Origin of the sequence: Neisseria canis (genome assembly GCF_900636765.1) — a bacterium.
Classification (GTDB): Bacteria; Pseudomonadota; Gammaproteobacteria; order Burkholderiales; family Neisseriaceae; genus Neisseria; species Neisseria canis.
Genome location: NZ_LR134313.1, coordinates 1019613 through 1038513, shown reverse-complemented (window position 1 = coordinate 1038513; position 18901 = coordinate 1019613). Strand labels below are relative to the sequence as shown.

The window sequence follows — 18901 nt, the reverse complement described above, 5'->3', positions numbered from 1 at the left end:
TTACAGGCTCATGCAAACAAGGAACGCGACATGCAATATTTCGGTATCATTTTTTTGGTTATGCTGTTTTTGGAAATCATGTCCATCGTGTGGGTGGCGGATTGGCTCGGCGGCGGCGTAACCCTTTTGCTGATGATTGCCAGCTTTGTGCTCGGGATTTTCATGCTGCGCCGCATGGGTACTTCGGGCGTGTTGCTGGCTGCGGCGGCCATGCGTACCGGAGGGAAAGTGTCGCTTTACCAGCTGCTTTGGCCGATTCGCTATGCCGTAGCAGGGGTTTTGCTGCTCAGCCCGGGTTTTGTTTCCATGCTTGCCGCCTTGGTTTTGATGCTGCCTTTCAAAGGCAAACCGGTGGCCGATTTGAGCGGCAGCAGCCACAGCAATGAGCAGGACGGTTTTACTTACACGGCCCACAGGCGCTATGGTAACCGAGACGATGTGATTGAGGGTGAATATACGGTTACCGACAGCCCCGGGAAAAAAGACACGGTGGACTATTTGGAAGATAAATCGAAATAAAGATGTTGCCGTAAGGCTCACCGCTTCACAACGATACAGTCATCAACACACAAAACCGATGCCTGTCTGAAAATAGGTTTCAGACAGGCATCGGTTTATCTAAAGCTATTCTATTTCGCTTTCACTTCCGTTACAAAGCCCACTTTCGACACACCCGCATCCTTAGCTGCGTTCAGCGCCTGAGCCACCGCATCGTAAGATACGTCTTTATCGGCATCAATCGCCAAAACCACATTGTCGTTTTTAGTTTTGGCTTCTTTCAAGGCATCGTCCAAATCGGCAAGCGGTGTTTCTTTCTCACCTAAAACATATTTTCCTTTTACATCAATCGCCAACCGCAAAGGCTCTTTCGGCTCGTCTTTAGGTTTGGCCGCTTCCGAGGCTGTGGGCAATTGAATCGGGATGGAATGCGTCAGCACCGGCATGGTAATCATAAACACAATCAACAGCACCAGCATCACGTCAACCAACGGGGTAACGTTCATATCGGCCATCGGCGATTCGTCTTGGCCGTAGCCGTGTCCAAAATCTTTCACCGCTTACTCCTTACTGTTCAAAATCTGCACATGCAACTCGTGCGCGAAAGCATGCATGTCCTGACCCAGTTTTTTATTGCTGCGCACCAAAAAGTTATAGGCCAAAACCGCGGGAATCGCCACAAACAAACCAAACGCCGTAGCCACCAGCGCCTCGCCGATCGGACCCGCCACCGCAGCAATGCTCATCTGGCCGCTGTGGCTGATGTTGATTAACGCATGATAAATACCCCAAACCGTACCAAACAGGCCGATAAACGGCGCTGTGGCACCAATCGAAGCCAAAGCCGTCATACCGCCTTCAAACTTGCGCATAATCATGCCCATCTTATGATGAATCTGACGCAGCATAAATTGGTTGAACGGCAGATGGGTAGACAAATCCTGCGAGCTGCCGCTGTGATACAGCTTATTGGCGCGCACCGCATCCTGAAGCAGCTCGCCCATCGGCGAATGGTTTTGTGCCGCCATTTTTTCCGCATCCTGCCACGATTTGTTGGACCAAACCGTATCATGAATCTGCGCATTCGCAGATTTTGCTTTCATCAATTTAATGGCACGGATAATGATAATGCTCCAAGTGGCAATACTCATCAGCACAAGAATCATAAACACCGAAATCAAAACGGCATCGCCCGATTGAAAAACTAAAGATAAATTCATAATATTTCCGTTACTCAAAAATAAACTAAAATACTGTTGCAAACCGTTTGGCATTTTCAGACAGGCCTCACCACTCCTGCCCTCTTTAAAAGCTTTTATTGGTTTAACCTGAAAGACACATTGCCCACATACACGCCCGGGCCGCTGAATTTACTGCTGCCCCGCACCGTGCGCTTGGCTTCATTATCCAGCCGCGAATAGCCGCTGCTCTTAATCACTTCAACCTTCACGCCGCCTCCGGGGCTTACCGTGGCCTTTAAACGCACAGTTCCTTCTTCACCGTTTTCCCTTGAAATGCTCGGATAACTCGGCACGCCGAACGAACCTATATTCCTCACACCGCCGGAGCCTGCGCCGTCACCTTTTCCACCACCCGAACCGGAACCGCTGCCAGAGCCTTTGCCGCTGCCCGAACCGGAACCGCTGCCCGAACCCTTTCCGCTTCCCGAACCGGTTCCCGATCCCTCTCCGGAGCCTGAGCCGTTACCGGCTTCAGATTTGTTGCCGCTGCCGGAAGCGCCGCCCGACCTTTGCTGATATTCGCCGGCACTCGGTTTAAATGTTTCCTGCCTCCTCGGCAGTGGTTCTGCTTTCTCCTGCGGTTCAGGTTTTACTTCTTTTACTACTTCCCGTTTGGGTTCGGGTTTGGGTTTGGATTCGGGTTTCGGTTCAAACTTCGGTTTGGCTTCAACTTTCGGCTTGGCTTCAAAATCCGCATCCTTGTTTTGGGTTTTCACAGCAGCCACTTTGGGCTTGGCCGCCTCAACTTTTTTCTCGACCCGTTTAGGTTCAGGCTTGGGTTTAACTGCAGGCGGCGGCACCGGCTTGGGCTCGGGCGCAGCTTTCTCGGAAACAGCAGGCTCTCCCGCTCCGCCGCCGCCACCTCCGCCGCCCAAATCGACAAACTCGATTTCCATGATTTCCATAGGCTTCGGAGGTGTCATTTTCCATAATGCAGCGATCAATCCCACATGTAAAAGTGTGATAACCGCCAAAACTGAAGGTATTAAAATTCGTTCATTTTCCATAGGAAACGGATATTAATAGCAACTATTTCTATTTGCAAATTATTTTCACATAACGAATCCAAAAAACCTTTTATCTCATTAATCTACCGCCAATTTACTAAATTATTCAGATAGGAATCTGCGCCCAAAATCATCTAAATTGATTCACCAAATGAAAATCATCCTATAGTTAATCAACACATTTTTAATACAAGGCAGCAAGCCGAAGGCAGTACAGGTAGTACGGCAAGGTGCAGCAACGCCGCAGTAAAGTTTAAGTTGATTAATAATCAAAATCCAAGCCCTTTGTTAGAACATGTTAATTTCCTAATGAAAAATGCCTGTCTGAAAGTTTTCAGACAGGCATTTTGATATATCAGCCTCATTCTTTATTCACATTTTGCTGCTTGAGCAACTTGGGTAAATTGGTCGTTACCCATTTTACACGCTTGAGCCTGTTGATCGGCCGGTAAATCAACCAAACCTTTTTTAGATTCTTCCAAACCGGCTTTCAAGCTTTCGATTTGAGCGCCACCTTTGGCAAAACATTTTTCCATACGCTCAAAATAAGCTTGGCACTCAGGTGACAAGTTTGCGGCGCTGCCGGTTGCTTCCGCACCGGATGCTGCAGGCGTATCGACTTTCTTTTCTCCGCAAGCAGTCAATGCCAGAGCCATCGTCATCACAGCTAATAATGATTTAGTCATTTTTGTAAACTCCTCTCTAATTCCCGCCCTATTTGAGTTTGCCGGGCTTGATTGAAAATGATTATTTCGGTTCTTCAACCTAAGTATAACTGACCCGATTCCGATAAAAAGGTTTCACTTTTCTAAGTGCAAACTATGCTGTTCCATGGTTTTGATTGGAACTCATGCCGCTTAGCCCAAGTTAGCATCCATTCATCTCATAACGTATCCATTGTTTTTTGCATGGTATCAGGCCTTATTTACTTTTGCTCCCTTGAGCAGAAGCATGATTTATTCTAAAATAAACCGCTTCTAAAACATTTAAACCGTTTTAGCTAAAGCACGTCACACAACTTGGCTGCAAGTTGCGAAGCGTGTTTTTTTTCAGCCGTTACCGGCCGCTTGGTTTCCCTTTGCTTGCCAAGCCGCATCAGATTCATTAAAGATTAAACAGGAATCCATCATGACAACCCCCGCAATCTTGGTTCTCGCAGACGGCAGCGTATTTCTCGGTACTTCAATCGGCCACGCAGGCTCAACCTCCGGCGAAGTCGTGTTCAACACATCCATGACCGGCTATCAGGAAATCCTTACCGACCCTTCTTACTGCAAACAAATCGTTACCCTTACTTATCCGCATATCGGCAACACAGGCACCAATGAAGAAGATGTGGAAGGCCGCTCTGTATATGCGGCAGGCCTGATTATCCGCGACCTACCGCTTTTACACAGCAATTTCCGCAGTAAAGAAAGCTTGCAGGAATATTTGGTGCGCAACCAAACCGTGGCCATTGCCGATATCGATACCCGACGCCTAACCCGCATTCTGCGCGACAAAGGCGCGCAGGCCGGTGCCATCCTTACCGGAGAAGACGCCACGGAAGAAAAAGCACGCGAACTGATTGCCGCATTCGGCAGCATGGTCGGCAAAGACTTGGCAAAAGAAGTGAGCTGCACCGAGCCTTACGAATGGACGGAAGGCGAGTGGAAATTGGGCAAAGGCTTCCAAACCCCGGAAGAGCAGCCTTATCATGTGGTGGCTTATGATTTCGGCGTAAAAACCAATATCTTGCGCATGTTGGCCGAACGCGGCTGCCGCTTAACCGTAGTGCCTGCGCAAACGCCGGCCAAAGATGTTTTGGCCATGAACCCGGATGGTGTGTTCCTGTCCAACGGTCCGGGCGACCCCGAGCCATGCGATTATGCGATTGCAGCGGTGAAAGAATTACTGGAAAGCAAAAAACCTGTTTTCGGTATTTGCTTAGGCCACCAATTATTAGGCTTAGCTATTGGCGGAAAAACCCGAAAAATGGCTTTCGGCCACCACGGCGGCAACCATCCTGTGCAAGATTTGGAAAGCGGCAAAGTTGCGATTACCAGCCAAAACCACGGTTTTGAAGTGGACGCAGACAGCCTGCCTGCACATGTTAAAGTTACCCACCGTTCTCTGTTTGACGGTTCGCTGCAAGGCATCGAGCTTACCGACCGGGCGGTATTCAGCTTCCAAGGCCACCCCGAGGCCAGCCCGGGCCCGCATGATGTAGCTTATCTGTTTGATAAATTTATTGATAATATGCGTGCTGCAAAAGCCTGATTTGTGTTAAAAGAATAGAAAATGCCTGTCTGAAAACGAGCAACGCGAGTTTCCACGAAGCTAAAGGTTTTCAGACAGGCATTTTCCGTTTTATGCTTACCAATGAAGCGCCATATTGTCTCTGTGAATCAATTCGTCTTCATGCGCATAGCCCAGCCGATCGGCAATTTTACCGGATGGGGTCTGCAAAATTTTTGCCGTTTCCTCGCTGCTGTAATTAACCAACCCGCGCGCAATTTCCTTGCCTTCTTTATTTAACACCGCAACCAATTCGCCTCGGTAAAAATGGCCGTTTACTCTGATGCAGCCTACCGGCAACAAACTGGTGTGTTGCTCGGCAACCGCCTTTTCCGCGCCTTGATCAATCACAACGCTCCCCACCATCTGCACATGCCCGAGCAGCCACTGTTTGCGCGCATTGATTCGGCTTTGCTCACTGGTAAACAATGTGCCTATGCTCTCGCCTTTTAGCAAACGCAGCAACACGTTTTCTTCCCTGCCCGATGCAATTACCGTGGCCGCGCCGCTTAAAGCGGCGCGTTTCGCAGCCAGCACTTTGGTATACATGCCGCCGGTACCCACACTGCTGCCCACACCTCCGGCCATACTTTCCAAATCAGGATGCGCGGCGGAAATCTGCCGGATAAATTCAGCTTGCGGGTTCTTACGCGGGTCACTATCGTAAAGCCCCTGCTGATCAGTCAGAATAATCAGGGCATCTGCTTCGATTAAGTTGGCTACCAATGCACCGAGGGTATCGTTATCACCCAATTTGATTTCATCGGTGGTTACGGTGTCGTTTTCATTGATGATGGGCACAATGCCTTTTGCCAACAGGGTTTTCAATGTACTGCGCGCATTCAGGTAGCGTGTACGGTTGCTCAAATCATCGTGGGTCAGCAGAATTTGCGCCGTATGTATGCGGTGGGGTGAAAATGCTGTTTCATATGCCTGCGCAATCCCCATTTGCCCTACTGCGGCGGCGGCTTGCAATTCGTTTACGGCTTTAGGCCGCTTGAGCCAACCCAGCCTCTTAATGCCTTCTGCAATGGCACCGCTGGATACGAACACCACTTCAATACCCTGACTTCTCAGCGCTGCAATTTGCACCGCCCAATTATCCAAAGCAGCCTGATCAATCCCGCGGCCTTCCGCAGTAACCAAACTGGAGCCTGCTTTTACAACGATTGTTTTGGCCTCGGCCAGATTATGGGTTATCTTTTGCATAGCGTTATCTCTTTTGAAGAAAGACACAATTCACAAACAGCTATATTTCAATGTTTAATCTTGATTTTTCGCATGCCAGAAATAACGCCACACGAAACAAGGAAAGGCAAACACCAAATACAAACACACCACAACCGCGTAAAACTCCCAGCCTTGGGGATGCACCGTGCCCGAGCGGTTTTCCAGAAAAAAAGCGAGAAAAGCTGTGAAACCGAAGCCTGCCGCCAGCTCGACCAAATGGTGGCCAAAATGTTTACGCTTCAGTTTGATCAAACCAAACCAACGTTGGGTTAAAAACGGAGCGTTGGCAAAAATCAGCGCCAACACCAACAAAATATACATAGATGCGTTCATAATTCCGTATGCTTTGCGTTTCAGACAGGCATTGTTCAAACCAACCGCCTAGAAATACAATGCCTGTCTGAAATATCTTTAAATAAGGCATTATATTAACAAAAACGGCAACCCTATGGTTGCCGTTTTATTTTTCAGACAGGCATTATTTACTGCATGGCCACAGCCTGGCGGACAGCAACAATACACCATTGCATCACGCTATCCGGCAATACACCCCACAGTAACAGTAAAAATGCATTCACAGATAACAAAGCCTTTACCGGCAAACCGCTTTCAACCGGACGCTCGGTTTCCGCTTTCCCGAAATACATCACTTTCACAACACGCAGATAGTAGAAAGCACCAATCAACGACATCACCACAGCGAACACAGCCAACCAAATATGACCGACACCAAGCATGGCATTAATAACTGTAAATTTCGCATAGAAGCCCATTAGCGGCGGAATACCGGCCATCGAAAACATAGCCAGCAGCATCAGAAAAGCATACCAAGCATTGCGCTGGTTCAAACCGGCCAAATCATTGATTTCTTCGCACTCATGTTCTTCATTGGAAAGCAGCATCAACACACCGAACGCTACCAAGCTCATCACAATGTAAGTCAGCGCGTAATAAAGTGCCGAAGCAAACCCTATCATACCCGCGGTAAACGCCAACAGGATAAAACCCATGTGTGACACAGTTGAATAAGCCAGCATGCGTTTGATATTGCTTTGCATAATGGCAGCCAAATTACCGATCACCAATGAAGCAACAGCCAAAATAATCAGCATTTTGCTCCAATCGGCAGATACGGTATCCAAACCGCCCACCAAAATACGGAACGCAAACAGCACCGCTGCAATCTTGGGCGCAGTACCTACCAAAGCAGCCACGGAAGTTGGCGCGCCTTGGTAAACATCCGGCACCCACATGTGGAAGGGAACCGCACCCAATTTGAATGCAACGGCAACCACAATGAATACCAAACCCAACTTAAGCAGCCATGGAGAACCGCCCATCACATGGGTCTGCGCCAGAATATCCGCAAAAGCAAGCGAACCTGTTGCACCGTAAACCATAGAAATACCGTAAAGCAGCAAGCCCGAACCTAATGCGCCCAAAACAAAGTATTTCAATGCAGCCTCGGCAGCATTCGCAGAATGGCGGCGCAAAGCAATCAACGCGTAAAGAGCCAAAGAGAGAAGCTCCAAACCCAAATAAGCAGTCAGGAAGTGGGCTGAGCTGACCATGATGCTGGTACCAGCGAGCGCAAACAGCGACAAAGTATAAAATTCACCTTTGAAAATACCGCGCGCTTGGTTATAAGGCTTGGCATAAACAAATATTGCAAATACGGTGGCATACATCACCATTTTTGCCAATTGCGACATACTGTCTGCAACATAGAAGCCATTGAATGCCAGTGTACTCGCGGGTGACCACACCATATATTGCGCACCGGCAGCCAATACCAAAGTCAGCAGGCTCAGATAATGTGTGATTTTACGATTGGCATCACTAATCCATAAATCCGCCAGCAATACGATAAATAATGCCGAAAGCAGCACAATTTCAGGCATGGCGATATTTAAATTTAAATCAGTCCAGTTCATTCACACACCTCAAATCTTACTTTGCGCTACTTGTACAATCAAATCATTCGCAGCTTGATGTACGACTTCAATAAAAGGTTGCGGCCACAAACCCATACCCAGCACGGCTACTGCCAAGATCGCCAAAATAGCGAACTCGCGGCAGTTGATGTCTTTCATCTCTTTGACTTCCGGGTTCTTGATTTCACCAAAAATCACCCGTTTGTACATCCATAAAGTATAAGATGCACCGTAAATCAAGGTAATGGCAGCCAACGCTCCCACCCAGAAATTCACTTCCACAGCACCCATAATTACCATGAATTCACCTACGAAGCCCGAAGTAGCAGGCAGGCCGGCATTAGCCATACCGAAAAGCATCATAAAAGCAGCAAACTTAGGCATCACGTTGACCACACCGCCGTAATCGGCGATATTGCGGCTGTGCAAACGGTCATACATTACACCGATACACATAAACATAGCAGCCGATACGAAACCGTGGGAAATCATCTGCACAATCGCACCTTTCAGGCCCCAGTCGTTCAACTCACCCAAATTAGCGCCGGAAAACATGCCGCTGAACAGAAAAATACCTAATGTTACAAAGCCCATGTGGCTGATGGATGAATATGCCACCAGTTTTTTCATATCGGTTTGCACCAAAGCCACCATACCGATATAGATTACCGCAATCAGGCTGAGCACAATAATCATCGGTGCAAAATAACGCGAAGCGTCTGGCAGAATCGGCAGGATAAAGCGTAAGAAACCGTATGCACCTACTTTCAGGGTAATCGCTGCCAACACCATAGAACCGCCGGTAGGCGCCTCAACGTGCGCATCAGGCAGCCATGTATGTACCGGCCACATCGGCACTTTTACTGCAAACGACAAAAAGAAAGCAATAAACAAAAGTTGCTGAATACCCAAAGGAATATGCTTCAGATTTTGAAATTCTACAATTAAGAAGCTGCCGCCCGCTTGATATGACAGGTAAACCAAAGCAACCAGCATCAGCAGCGAACCCAGCAAAGTATATAGAAACAGCTTTACGGAAGCATACACCCGACGCGGGCCACCCCACATACCGATAATCAGGTAAAGAGGGATCAACATACCTTCAAAAAACACGTAAAAGAGAATGGCATCTTGCGCAGCAAAAGCACCGTTAATCAGCCCTGACATGATTAAGAATGCCGCCATATACTGTGCCGGGCGCTTCTGAATCACTTCCCAACCCGCCAATACCACCATCAAGGTAATAAAAGCATTTAGGATAATAAACAGAACGGAAATGCCGTCGACACCCAAGGCATAATTAATGTTCAAGATAGGAATCCAACTATGGAATTCGGTAAACTGGTAACCGCCGCTCAACCGATCAAATTGCGTGAACAGCGGCAGTGTTACCAAAAAACCTGCCAGCGAACCTACCAAAGCAAGAATACGCGCCAAGGCCGCACGCTGGTCTGATCCTGTCGCCAAGACCAGCACGCCGGCAATTATCGGCACCCAAATTGCCAAGCTGAGTAAGTTATCAAACATATTCGTAACCTGTTATTCTAAAATTGAATTCGTACCATTACTTCACAAACAGACCCCAGAAGAAGGTCACAATCAGAGCCAACACACCGAATACCATAAATGCGGCATAAGTGTAGATAAAGCCTGTCTGAAATTTACGAACCTGAGCAGCAATGCCGCCAACCAACTTCGCACTGCCATTAACCAATCCATTATCAATAATGGCGGTATCGATGGCTTTCCAGAAGAAATTGCCCAATGCGCGGCTGCCTTTTGCAAATACATTGAAATAAATCACATCCAAGTAGTATTTGTTATCCAGCAGTTTGTAGATCGGGCTGAATGCCGAAGCAATCTTGGCCGGCAAATGGGGCGCTTGCACATACAGAAACCATGCTGCTACAACACCGCCGATTGCCAAATATAAAACCGGTGTCTGCAAACTGTGTGAAACCATAGCCAATGGGCCGTGGAATGCTTCTTTCATTTGCGCCATAACCGGATGCGCTTCATGGTTGACATAAATCACATCTTTGAAGAAATCGCCATACAACATCGGCTCAATGACTACATAGCCTATCATCAAAGACGGGATGGCCAGTAAAACCAAAGGCAGAGTTACGACCCAAGGGCTTTCGTGCGGATTGTCGTTTTTACCCAAACCGTGATGGTGTCCGTCATCGTGACCGTCTGAATGGTGTTCGTGATGGATTTCACGCCACTTTTCTTTACCGTGGAAAACCATAAAGTATTGGCGGAATGCATAAAAAGCTGTAACGAATACGCTGGCGAGCACGGCAAAGTAAGCAAAGCCGCTACCGGGCAGATCGCTAAAATGCACGGCTTCAATAATCGAATCTTTCGAATAGAAACCTGAAAACAGAGGCGTGCCGATAAGAGACAAGTTACCAATCAACATAGTGATCCAGGTAATCGGCATGTATTTTTTCAGATTGCCCATATGGCGCATATCTTGGTCGTGATGCATACCGATAATGGCACTACCCGCTGCCAAGAACAGCAATGCTTTGAAGAAAGCATGGGTCATCACATGGAACATGGCGATTGAGTAGGCAGACACGCCCAAGGCCACAGTCATATAACCTAATTGAGACAAGGTAGAATAAGCCACCACGCGTTTAATATCGTTTTGGATCGTACCGAGAAAGCCCATAAAGAGCGCAGTAATCGCACCGATTACCATAATCACCGAAAGTGCCGTAGTAGACAATTCATAAATCGGCGACATACGCGATACCATAAACAAACCGGCCGTTACCATGGTTGCCGCATGAATCAATGCAGAAATAGGTGTCGGACCTTCCATCGAATCGGGCAGCCAAACATGCAGCGGGAACTGGGCAGATTTACCCATCGCACCCACAAATAACAGCAGGCAGGTTACGGTAATCAAATCCCAACCGAAAATCTGCATGCCTACTACATTTGGCAAATAAGCAAACACATCGGCATAACGCAAGCTGCCGCCGAAATAAGCCAATACCAAACCGATACCTAAGATGAAACCGAAGTCACCTACGCGGTTAACCAAAAAAGCCTTCAAGTTTGCAAAAATCGCGCTTTCACGTTTGAAATAAAAACCGATGAGCAGATAAGAAACCAAACCTACGGCTTCCCAACCGAAAAACAACTGAATGAAGTTATTGCTCATCACCAGCATCAACATGCTAAACGTAAACAACGAGATATAACTGAAGAAGCGTTGGTAGCCTACTTTCTCGTCGTGCATATAACCAATGGTATAGATATGCACCATTAAAGAAACGCTGGTTACCACCACCATCATCATGGCTGTTAAAGTGTCTACTAAAAATCCGACAGAAAAATCTATCCCGCCCATGGTTAACCATGTGTATACATTTTCATCGAATTTGGTGCGCGAGCCGTTAATAAAGCCCCACAACACATAAGCCGATAATACGGCGGAAACGGCTACGCCTAAAATGGTTACCGTGTGTGCACCGGCACGGCCGATTTTATTGCCGAACAAACCGGCCAGCAGAGAACCTGCCAGCGGAATCAGAGCAATCGCCAGATATAAGCTCATATCGTTCATTTTTCTTATTTCTCCCGATTAACCCTTCAAACTGTTCAAATCCGCTACATTAATCGTGTTGCGGTTACGGAATACCAATACCATAATCGCCAAACCGATGGCAGACTCGGCTGCCGCAACAGTTAGCACGAAGAACACGAAAATCTGCCCCGCAGTATCGCCAAGGTATTGTGAAAACGCGATAAAGTTAAAATTCACTGCCAACAGCATCAACTCGATCGACATCAACAATACCAACACGTTTTTGCGGTTCATAAAGATACCCATCGCACTGATGCCGAACAGCAAGGCGGCGAGCACCAAATAATGCGTAATCGTAATCATGCTTTGCCCTCCTCTGCCTGGCCGTCTGAATCTGTTTCAGGCTGTGCGGGCTTATGCACCACAGCTTCCATTTTCACCATACGCATACGGCCTTCTTTGGCATTCACTTTCACTTGATCGGCAGGATTAATATATTTGGGGTTAACCGTTTTGCGGTGTACCAACGCAATCGCTGCCACCATGCCCAGCACCAACAGCACCGCAGCCAATTCGAACGGCAGCAAATAAGTGGTGTAAATTTGGCTGCCCAAATCGCGCACGTTGCTGTAATCGGCGGGAATATCTTTCATGGGGCCGAATGCGGCCAAATTGGTATCAGGTGCAATCAAAATCATAATTAACGCAACGGCCATCAGCACACCTACTGTGAAAGCCACCGGAGCATTACGCCAGAAACCGGCACGCATTTCTTCGATGTCGATGTTCAGCATCATCACCACAAACAGGAACAGCACCATTACTGCGCCCACATACACCACAACCAAGGTAATGCCCAAAAATTCGGCCTGCATCAGCATCCACATCATTGCCGACATACAGAAAGTAAGCACCAAATACAAAGAAGCGTGCACCGGGTTTTTGGCGGTAACGGTTTTTACCGCACCGAATAGGATAATGGCCGCCAATATGTAGAACATAATCAGAGAAAAAGTCATGGTTCTGTTCCTTTAGCGGTAGGGTGCATCGGCAGCTTTGCGTTTGGCGATTTCGGCTTCGTATTTGTCGCCAATCGCCAGCAACATGGGTTTGGTGTAGTGCAAATCGCCGCGCTTCTCACCGTGGTATTCGAGAATATGGGTTTCCACAATGGCATCGGTCGGGCAGGCTTCTTCGCAAAAGCCGCAAAAAATGCACTTGGTCAAATCGATATCGTAACGGGTAGTACGGCGGCTGCCGTCTTCGCGTTGTTCACTTTCGATATTAATCGCCATTGCCGGGCAAACCGCTTCACACAGTTTGCAGGCAATGCAGCGTTCTTCCCCGTTCGGATAGCGACGCTGGGCATGCAGGCCGCGAAAACGCACCGACTGCGGCGTTTTTTCTTCGGGGAACATAATCGTTTCTTTGCGGGCGAAAAAGTTTTTGAGCGTAACGCCCATGCCTTTTACCAATTCGCCGAGCAGGAAGGTTTTTACTAAATTAGCCATAATTCACTCTCTCCCTTATTTCCACAAACTCAAGGGCGAAATCATCCACAAGCCGAGCAATACGATGCACACAAAAGTTACCGGAATCAGCACTTTCCAGCCCAAACGCATAATTTGGTCGTAACGGTAGCGCGGGAAAGTGGCACGAATCCACAAATAGCCGTAAAGGATAAAGGCCATTTTCAAGAACATCCAAAATGCGCTCGGCGTACCGATAATGCCCCAGGTTTGCGGGAACGGAGACAGCCAACCGCCTAAGAACATGATGGCGGTAAGCGCACCGATCAGAATCATGAAAATATATTCGGCAAGGAAGAACAGGGCAAATGCAAAGCCCGAATATTCCACATGGAAACCGGCCACGATTTCCGACTCGCCTTCGGCAACGTCGAACGGTGCACGGTTGGTTTCGGCTACGGCGGAAATCAGATACACGATGAATACGGGGAACAAAGCAAACCAGTTCCAAGAGAAAATCGAACCGCCGGCAATGCCTTGGGCTTGGCTGGCAACAATTTCTTTGAAATTCATGCTGCCCGAAACCATTACCACGCATACCAATGCCGCACCCATGGCAATTTCGTAAGAAATGGTTTGGGCTGAAGAACGCATGGCACCTAAGAATGAATATTTGGAGTTGGAAGCCCAACCCGCAATAATCACACCATATACGGACAGAGAAGTAATCATGAGGATGTACAGCAAACCCGCATCCACATTGGTCAGCAGCCATTCATCAGAAAACGGAATCACCGCCCAAGCTGCAAACGCAGGCATCAGCGACATCATCGGGCCGATATAAAACAACGCCTTATTAGACAGTTTGGGACGGGTAACTTCTTTAAACAGCAACTTCAGCACGTCGGCAAAGGGCTGAATCAAACCAAACGGGCCGGTTACGTTCGGGCCGACGCGCAGCTGCATATAGCCGATTACCTTACGCTCGAAGTAGGTAAGATACGCCACCGTCAAAATCAACGGGATCAAGATAATCACGATTTTCAGCACAATCGAAACGATTAAGCCGATCTCATTACCCAACAAGGCTTGGAACCATTCCTGCATGATTAACCCCGCGTCAGTTCGATAGTGTTCATCAACGCACCCGACGCAGCATTTTCAGTATGCAGCGGCAGATACACAACATTTTCAGGCAAGCCCGCATCGGCGCTTACACGCACACCAACCGTTGCGCCGCCCTGCCCTGCCTGCACGGCCTCGCCGTCTTGCAAGCCCAAAGCAGCCAAGGTGTTCGGATGAATACGGGCGGCAGGCACTTGTGCATGTGAAGTCGCTTGCAACGGAGCGGAGCGGCGCACAATCGCATCGGTATGGTAGATGCCCACACCGCCTACGCGCACCAAACCGGAGGCCGTCTGAACGGCTTCGCCTTGCCAAGTGCTGTGGTTGTTCAGTTTTTCAGGCAAGCTTTCTTTGTTTACCGCTTCTCTCAATACCTGCTCGCTGCTGTCGTATTCGAAGCCTTCCAGCTCGAACACATTGCCCAACACACGCAAAACTTTCCATAACGGACGCGAATCGGCAAAGCCTTTTACCACACCGTGGAACGATTGCAGACGGCCTTCCATGCTGATGAAGCTGCCCGATGTTTCGGTAAACGGCGCAATCGGCAACATCACATCGCACACTTCGCGCAAGGTTTCGCTTTCAAACGGCGTAAATGCCATCACGCTTTGGGCTTGCTTCAATGCAGCTACCGCTTTACCGCCGTTTGCCACATCGATTTCAGGCTCTACATTCAACAGCAACACGGCTTTTTTCGGTTGCGCCAACATTTCTTGAATGCTATTGCCGCGGTTCACGCCCAACACATCCGCACCCACGCTGTTGGCGGCTTGCGGTAGAACACCCAAAACCGCACCGGTGGCATCGGCCAATTCCTGAGCGGCAGCATAAATCGCCGCATAATCAGGGTGGTTTTGCACTTCAGCACCCAACACGATTGCCGCTTTTTCGGCATTTTTCAGGCTACCTGAAACAGCGTTTTCAAGGTCTTGCGCCATATTTTTCAGACGGCCTGCCCATTCGTTCGGATGTACAGCTTCTTGTGCCAACAAAGGCATGTGCAATTCTTCTTTGCTGCTCGCCATGATGCTCAGAGCCATATAAGACTTGGCGGCACGGCGCAAACGGGCAGTCAGCAGCGGTTGTTCTTTGCGCAGATTCGCGCCTACAACCAGCACGGCATCGGCATTGCCCAAACTTTCAATGCTTTGACCCAGCCATTGCGCACCTTTCAAGCTGCCCGCAAGGCGGCTGTCTTGCTGCATCAAGCGTGTGTCGAAATGCTTGATATTGAGGCCGTCTGAAAGTTTTTTGGCCAGATACAGCTCTTCAATAGTGTTCATCGGGTTAGCCCAAATACCTACCGCATCTTGGCCGTCTTCTTTTTGAATGCAATCTAAGGTTTTACGCACATATTCGAGCGCGGTTTGCCAATCCACTTCATGCCATTGGCCGCCGTGTTTGATTTTCGGGGTTTTCAGACGGCTTTCGTGATACAGGCCTTCGTAGGCGAAGCGGTCGCGGTCGGAAATCCAGCATTCGTTCACAGCTTCGTTTTCCAACGGCAACACGCGGCGTACGGTGTGGTCTTTGGTTTGCACGATTAAGTTGCTGCCCAAAGCATCATGCGCGGAAATGGTTTTGCGGCGGCTCAATTCCCAAGAGCGGGCATCGTAGCGGAACGGTTTGCTGGTTAAGGCACCCACCGGACACAAATCAATCACGTTGCCGGACAATTCGGTTTCCACCGCTTTGCCGATAAACGGCATGATTTCGGAAAACTCGCCGCGATTGGCCATAGCGATTTCCTGCAAACCGGCAATCTCTTCGGTAAAGCGCACACAGCGGGTACAGTGGATACAGCGGCTCATTTCTTCCGCCGACACCAACGGCCCCATATCTTTGGGTACAACCGAGCGTTTTTCTTCTTGATAACGGCTCGACGATTTACCGTAGCCCACGGCCAAATCCTGCAGCTGACACTCACCGCCCTGGTCGCAAATCGGGCAATCCAGCGGGTGGTTGATGAGCAGAAATTCCATCACGCCTTCCTGCGCCTGCTTGGCCTTGGCGGAATGGGTATGCACCACCATGCCGTCTGTTACCGGCGTGGCACAGGCAGGCAGGGGTTTGGGGGCTTTTTCCACCTCCACCAAGCACATGCGGCAGTTGGCGGCAATGGATAATTTTTTGTGGTAGCAGAAATGCGGGATATAAGTGCCCAGCTCGTGCGCCGCTTCCATTACGGTCGCACCCTGCTTGACTGCAATCTGTTTACCGTCGATTTCAATTTGTAACATGGTTAATGTTCCTAGTTACGGTTTTATTAAAAATTTAAATGAGGCCGTCTGAAATACTGTTTTTTTATTTGTTGTATACGTTTACCAAGTTTTCAGACAGGCATTTTATTTTTGACTGTGTTTCAGGCAGCCTGTTTTTCAATTCCGACTTCATTAATTAGTTTTTTAAAGCTTCAAGGCAAATTCTGCCTGATTGAAAGGGAATCAATCATGTAAGTAGATTGGGTTTTAAACCCAATGTTTCAGACGGCCTGATATTTGTGTTGGGTTTTACAACCCAACCTACTCTTACTGGAATTAATAACCCAACCTTCTCTTACATATTAGTAAGATTGATAAATTTGATTACTCCCGTTTTTAGCGACCAATAACACATCATAAGGATGCTTCCGATTTTGATACATTTCTCCATCCATACCAGGAGAACCCAACGGCATACCAGGTGTTGCCAAACCCAAAGCCTCTGGTTTTTCTTTGAGCAAACGGCGAATATCCGTTGCAGGTGTATGTCCTTCTATAACATAACCATCTACTTTGGCTGTATGGCACGCCCCATATTTTTGCGGCATCCCTAACTCATCTCTCGCTTCACGATTACCAGTATTGTGTACAACCACTTGGAAGCCGTTATCCTCCATATGCTTAACCCATTCAGTACAACAACCGCAATTGGGATCCTTCCACACCTCCACTTTATGTTGATGTGAAAGCAAATCCTTATCCGCCAAATCTGCGTAATCCATTTGTTGCCGATGATTAGACTCGGACACCAAGCCAAATACCACTGCTGAAACAGCAACAGATACAGTAAAAACCCAAGCTGTTTGCTTAGAAAAGAATTTTATTTTTTTCACAATCTCATCCTCAAATTAAAATTTAAGCAGCCAATTAGACCAATTCGAGAGAAATATTTTGACTATAATCAACCAACATTTTCACATTGAAGTTTTATAAAAACCAAACTGAATCAATCAATGAAAAAAAACCAACCTTATTATTGAAAAGGCACTACTTTCCAACCAGCCGGCTTTTACTAACACCACTTATGCTCTTTAGCCGGTTTGCCATGCTCGATATAGTGTTCAAATTCATGGCGGAAATGCTTGGTAAAGCTGCGCACGGGGAATACGGCGGCATCGGCCAAGGCGCAGATGGTGCGGCCGGCCATATTGTTGCCGACCGAATCGAGCAAGTCCAAATCTTCGGGGCGGCCTTTGCCTTCGGCAATGCGGTGCACCACGCGGTATAACCAGCCGGTACCCTCGCGGCAGGGAGTGCATTGGCCGCAGGATTCTTCGTGGTAGAAGTAGCTCAAGCGTTCGAGGGCTTTGACCATGCACACGTCTTCGTCCATCACGATAATCGCGCCCGAACCGAGCATGGAACCTGCTTTGGCGATGGAATCGTAATCCATGTTCAAGGTCATCATTACTTCGCCGGGCAATACGGGCGCAGACGAACCGCCGGGGATCACGGCTTTGAGTTTTTTGCCGTCTTTCATGCCGCCGGCCATTTCCAGCAGTTTGGCAAACGGCGTACCTAACGGCACTTCGTAGTTGCCGGGGCGTTCAACGTGGCCGGAAATGGAAAACAGTTTGGTGCCGCCTGCGTTTTCGATGCCTTTGTCGGCAAAGGTTTGTCCGCCGTCACGGATAATGAACGGCACCGAAGCAAAAGTTTCGGTGTTGTTGATGGTGGTGGGTTTTCCGTACAGGCCGTATGAAGCGGGGAACGGCGGTTTGAAGCGCGGTTGGCCTTTTTTGCCTTCGAGCGATTCCAGCAAGGCGGTTTCTTCGCCGCAGATATATGCGCCGTAACCGTGGGCGGCAAACAGCTCGAAGCTGAAATCCGTTCCCATGATGTTTTTACCCAAGAAACCGGCTTGGCGGGCTTCGGCCAGGGCTTCTTCAAAACGCTGGTAACCTTCGAAGATTTCGCCGTGGATATAGTTGTAGCCTGCTTCCGCGCCCATTGCGTATCCGGCAATGATCATGCCCTCGATCAACGCATGGGGGTTGAAGTTGATGATGTCGCGGTCTTTGAATGTGCCGGGTTCGCCTTCGTCGGTGTTGCAGACGACGTATTTCGCACCGGGGAAGGAACGGGGCATAAAGCTCCATTTCAAACCGGTGGGGAAGCCCGCACCGCCACGCCCGCGCAAGCCCGAAGTCTTGACTTCGGCAATCACGTCGTCTTGCGACATGTTTTCAGTCAGGATTTTACGCAGTGCTTGGTAGCCGCCACGCGCTTGGTATGCTTCCAAGTGCCAACAGTCGGGATTGCGGGTATCGACGTTTTCAAAAATCACGCCTGATTGGAAAATAGCCATTTGC

Annotated in this window: 18 protein-coding genes; 2 read left to right on the top strand and 16 right to left on the bottom strand. The window is 48.6% G+C overall.

Going from position 1 to position 18901, the window contains the following annotated elements; genetic code table 11:
• Window positions 1–30: 30 nt before the first annotated feature.
• Window positions 31–519, top strand: coding sequence for an FxsA family protein (locus tag EL143_RS04810; RefSeq protein WP_085416698.1), 489 nt, complete (start codon window positions 31–33; stop codon window positions 517–519).
• Window positions 520–629: 110 nt separating this feature from the next.
• Here the strand turns inward: EL143_RS04810 and EL143_RS04805 are convergent, their stop codons facing one another.
• The 4 genes from EL143_RS04805 to EL143_RS04790 all read right to left on the bottom strand — a co-directional run bounded on the left by EL143_RS04805 (window position 630) and on the right by EL143_RS04790 (window position 3432).
• A complete protein-coding gene (locus tag EL143_RS04805; protein ID WP_085416699.1) occupies window positions 630–1013 on the bottom strand; it encodes an ExbD/TolR family protein in 384 nt (127 codons plus the stop codon).
• A 45-nt stretch (window positions 1014–1058) separates the two neighbouring features.
• Entirely contained in the window at window positions 1059–1718 is a 660-nt protein-coding gene (locus EL143_RS04800; protein WP_009115737.1) for a MotA/TolQ/ExbB proton channel family protein, read from the bottom strand.
• A 95-nt stretch (window positions 1719–1813) separates the two neighbouring features.
• Window positions 1814–2662: an energy transducer TonB gene (locus EL143_RS04795; RefSeq protein ID WP_126326620.1), complete on the bottom strand. Its 849-nt coding sequence runs from the start codon at window positions 2660–2662 to the stop codon at window positions 1814–1816.
• Between the two features lie 452 nt (window positions 2663–3114).
• On the bottom strand, window positions 3115–3432 hold the full coding sequence (locus EL143_RS04790) for a DUF5339 domain-containing protein (protein ID WP_126326618.1): 318 nt from the start codon (window positions 3430–3432) through the stop codon (window positions 3115–3117).
• A 442-nt stretch (window positions 3433–3874) separates the two neighbouring features.
• Here EL143_RS04790 and carA point away from each other — a divergent pair, with 442 nt between their 5' ends.
• Window positions 3875–5005 (top strand): glutamine-hydrolyzing carbamoyl-phosphate synthase small subunit, encoded by a 1131-nt coding sequence (carA, locus tag EL143_RS04785; protein ID WP_085416683.1) that lies wholly within the window; start codon window positions 3875–3877, stop codon window positions 5003–5005.
• Between the two features lie 96 nt (window positions 5006–5101).
• Here the strand turns inward: carA and proB are convergent, their stop codons facing one another.
• The 12 genes from proB to nuoF all read right to left on the bottom strand — a co-directional run bounded on the left by proB (window position 5102) and on the right by nuoF (window position 18897).
• Window positions 5102–6232, bottom strand: a complete 1131-nt coding sequence (gene proB / locus EL143_RS04780) for a glutamate 5-kinase (RefSeq protein WP_085416684.1) — start codon at window positions 6230–6232, stop codon at window positions 5102–5104.
• A 54-nt stretch (window positions 6233–6286) separates the two neighbouring features.
• Complete coding sequence (locus tag EL143_RS04775) at window positions 6287–6586, bottom strand: DUF2818 family protein (RefSeq protein WP_085416685.1); 300 nt, start codon at window positions 6584–6586, stop codon at window positions 6287–6289.
• A gap of 149 nt (window positions 6587–6735) precedes the next feature.
• On the bottom strand, window positions 6736–8187 hold the full coding sequence (gene nuoN / locus EL143_RS04770) for an NADH-quinone oxidoreductase subunit NuoN (RefSeq protein ID WP_085416686.1): 1452 nt from the start codon (window positions 8185–8187) through the stop codon (window positions 6736–6738).
• 9 nt (window positions 8188–8196) lie between these two features.
• The gene (locus EL143_RS04765) at window positions 8197–9714 is read right to left on the bottom strand and encodes an NADH-quinone oxidoreductase subunit M (RefSeq protein WP_085416687.1); all 1518 of its coding nucleotides are present in this window, start codon (window positions 9712–9714) and stop codon (window positions 8197–8199) included.
• A gap of 37 nt (window positions 9715–9751) precedes the next feature.
• Entirely contained in the window at window positions 9752–11770 is a 2019-nt protein-coding gene (gene nuoL / locus EL143_RS04760; protein ID WP_085416688.1) for an NADH-quinone oxidoreductase subunit L, read from the bottom strand.
• 18 nt (window positions 11771–11788) lie between these two features.
• Complete coding sequence (gene nuoK / locus EL143_RS04755) at window positions 11789–12094, bottom strand: NADH-quinone oxidoreductase subunit NuoK (RefSeq protein WP_009115728.1); 306 nt, start codon at window positions 12092–12094, stop codon at window positions 11789–11791.
• The gene (locus EL143_RS04750) at window positions 12091–12750 is read right to left on the bottom strand and encodes an NADH-quinone oxidoreductase subunit J (protein WP_085416689.1); all 660 of its coding nucleotides are present in this window, start codon (window positions 12748–12750) and stop codon (window positions 12091–12093) included. Before EL143_RS04750 ends, nuoK begins: the two co-directional genes overlap by 4 nt.
• 12 nt (window positions 12751–12762) lie before the next feature.
• Window positions 12763–13242: an NADH-quinone oxidoreductase subunit NuoI gene (nuoI, locus tag EL143_RS04745; protein WP_009115726.1), complete on the bottom strand. Its 480-nt coding sequence runs from the start codon at window positions 13240–13242 to the stop codon at window positions 12763–12765.
• 15 nt (window positions 13243–13257) lie between these two features.
• Complete coding sequence (nuoH, locus tag EL143_RS04740; protein WP_085416690.1) at window positions 13258–14307, bottom strand: NADH-quinone oxidoreductase subunit NuoH; 1050 nt, start codon at window positions 14305–14307, stop codon at window positions 13258–13260.
• A 2-nt stretch (window positions 14308–14309) separates the two neighbouring features.
• Complete coding sequence (nuoG, locus tag EL143_RS04735) at window positions 14310–16568, bottom strand: NADH-quinone oxidoreductase subunit NuoG (RefSeq protein WP_085416691.1); 2259 nt, start codon at window positions 16566–16568, stop codon at window positions 14310–14312.
• 323 nt (window positions 16569–16891) lie between these two features.
• Window positions 16892–17422, bottom strand: a complete 531-nt coding sequence (locus tag EL143_RS04730) for a DUF411 domain-containing protein (protein WP_009115723.1) — start codon at window positions 17420–17422, stop codon at window positions 16892–16894.
• 179 nt (window positions 17423–17601) lie between these two features.
• On the bottom strand, window positions 17602–18897 hold the full coding sequence (gene nuoF, locus EL143_RS04725) for an NADH-quinone oxidoreductase subunit NuoF (RefSeq protein ID WP_009119547.1): 1296 nt from the start codon (window positions 18895–18897) through the stop codon (window positions 17602–17604).
• Window positions 18898–18901 lie beyond the last annotated feature (4 nt).

What these genes read in the sequence shown, in the direction of transcription:
- nuoI (WP_009115726.1), bottom strand. Translation starts at nt 13,242, where the DNA reads ATGGCTAATTTAGTAAAAACCTTCCTGCTCGGCGAATTGGTAAAAGGC.
- EL143_RS04765 (WP_085416687.1), bottom strand. Translation starts at nt 9,714, where the DNA reads ATGTTTGATAACTTACTCAGCTTGGCAATTTGGGTGCCGATAATTGCC.
- EL143_RS04750 (WP_085416689.1), bottom strand. Translation starts at nt 12,750, where the DNA reads ATGACTTTTTCTCTGATTATGTTCTACATATTGGCGGCCATTATCCTA.
- nuoF (WP_009119547.1), bottom strand. Translation starts at nt 18,897, where the DNA reads ATGGCTATTTTCCAATCAGGCGTGATTTTTGAAAACGTCGATACCCGC.
- nuoL (WP_085416688.1), bottom strand. Translation starts at nt 11,770, where the DNA reads ATGAACGATATGAGCTTATATCTGGCGATTGCTCTGATTCCGCTGGCA.
- EL143_RS04795 (WP_126326620.1), bottom strand. Translation starts at nt 2,662, where the DNA reads ATGACACCTCCGAAGCCTATGGAAATCATGGAAATCGAGTTTGTCGAT.
- nuoG (WP_085416691.1), bottom strand. Translation starts at nt 16,568, where the DNA reads ATGTTACAAATTGAAATCGACGGTAAACAGATTGCAGTCAAGCAGGGT.
- EL143_RS04790 (WP_126326618.1), bottom strand. Translation starts at nt 3,432, where the DNA reads ATGACTAAATCATTATTAGCTGTGATGACGATGGCTCTGGCATTGACT.
- EL143_RS04775 (WP_085416685.1), bottom strand. Translation starts at nt 6,586, where the DNA reads ATGAACGCATCTATGTATATTTTGTTGGTGTTGGCGCTGATTTTTGCC.
- proB (WP_085416684.1), bottom strand. Translation starts at nt 6,232, where the DNA reads ATGCAAAAGATAACCCATAATCTGGCCGAGGCCAAAACAATCGTTGTA.
- EL143_RS04805 (WP_085416699.1), bottom strand. Translation starts at nt 1,013, where the DNA reads ATGGCCGATATGAACGTTACCCCGTTGGTTGACGTGATGCTGGTGCTG.
- EL143_RS04800 (WP_009115737.1), bottom strand. Translation starts at nt 1,718, where the DNA reads ATGAATTTATCTTTAGTTTTTCAATCGGGCGATGCCGTTTTGATTTCG.
- carA (WP_085416683.1), top strand. Translation starts at nt 3,875, where the DNA reads ATGACAACCCCCGCAATCTTGGTTCTCGCAGACGGCAGCGTATTTCTC.
- EL143_RS04810 (WP_085416698.1), top strand. Translation starts at nt 31, where the DNA reads ATGCAATATTTCGGTATCATTTTTTTGGTTATGCTGTTTTTGGAAATC.
- nuoH (WP_085416690.1), bottom strand. Translation starts at nt 14,307, where the DNA reads ATGCAGGAATGGTTCCAAGCCTTGTTGGGTAATGAGATCGGCTTAATC.
- nuoN (WP_085416686.1), bottom strand. Translation starts at nt 8,187, where the DNA reads ATGAACTGGACTGATTTAAATTTAAATATCGCCATGCCTGAAATTGTG.
- nuoK (WP_009115728.1), bottom strand. Translation starts at nt 12,094, where the DNA reads ATGATTACGATTACGCATTATTTGGTGCTCGCCGCCTTGCTGTTCGGC.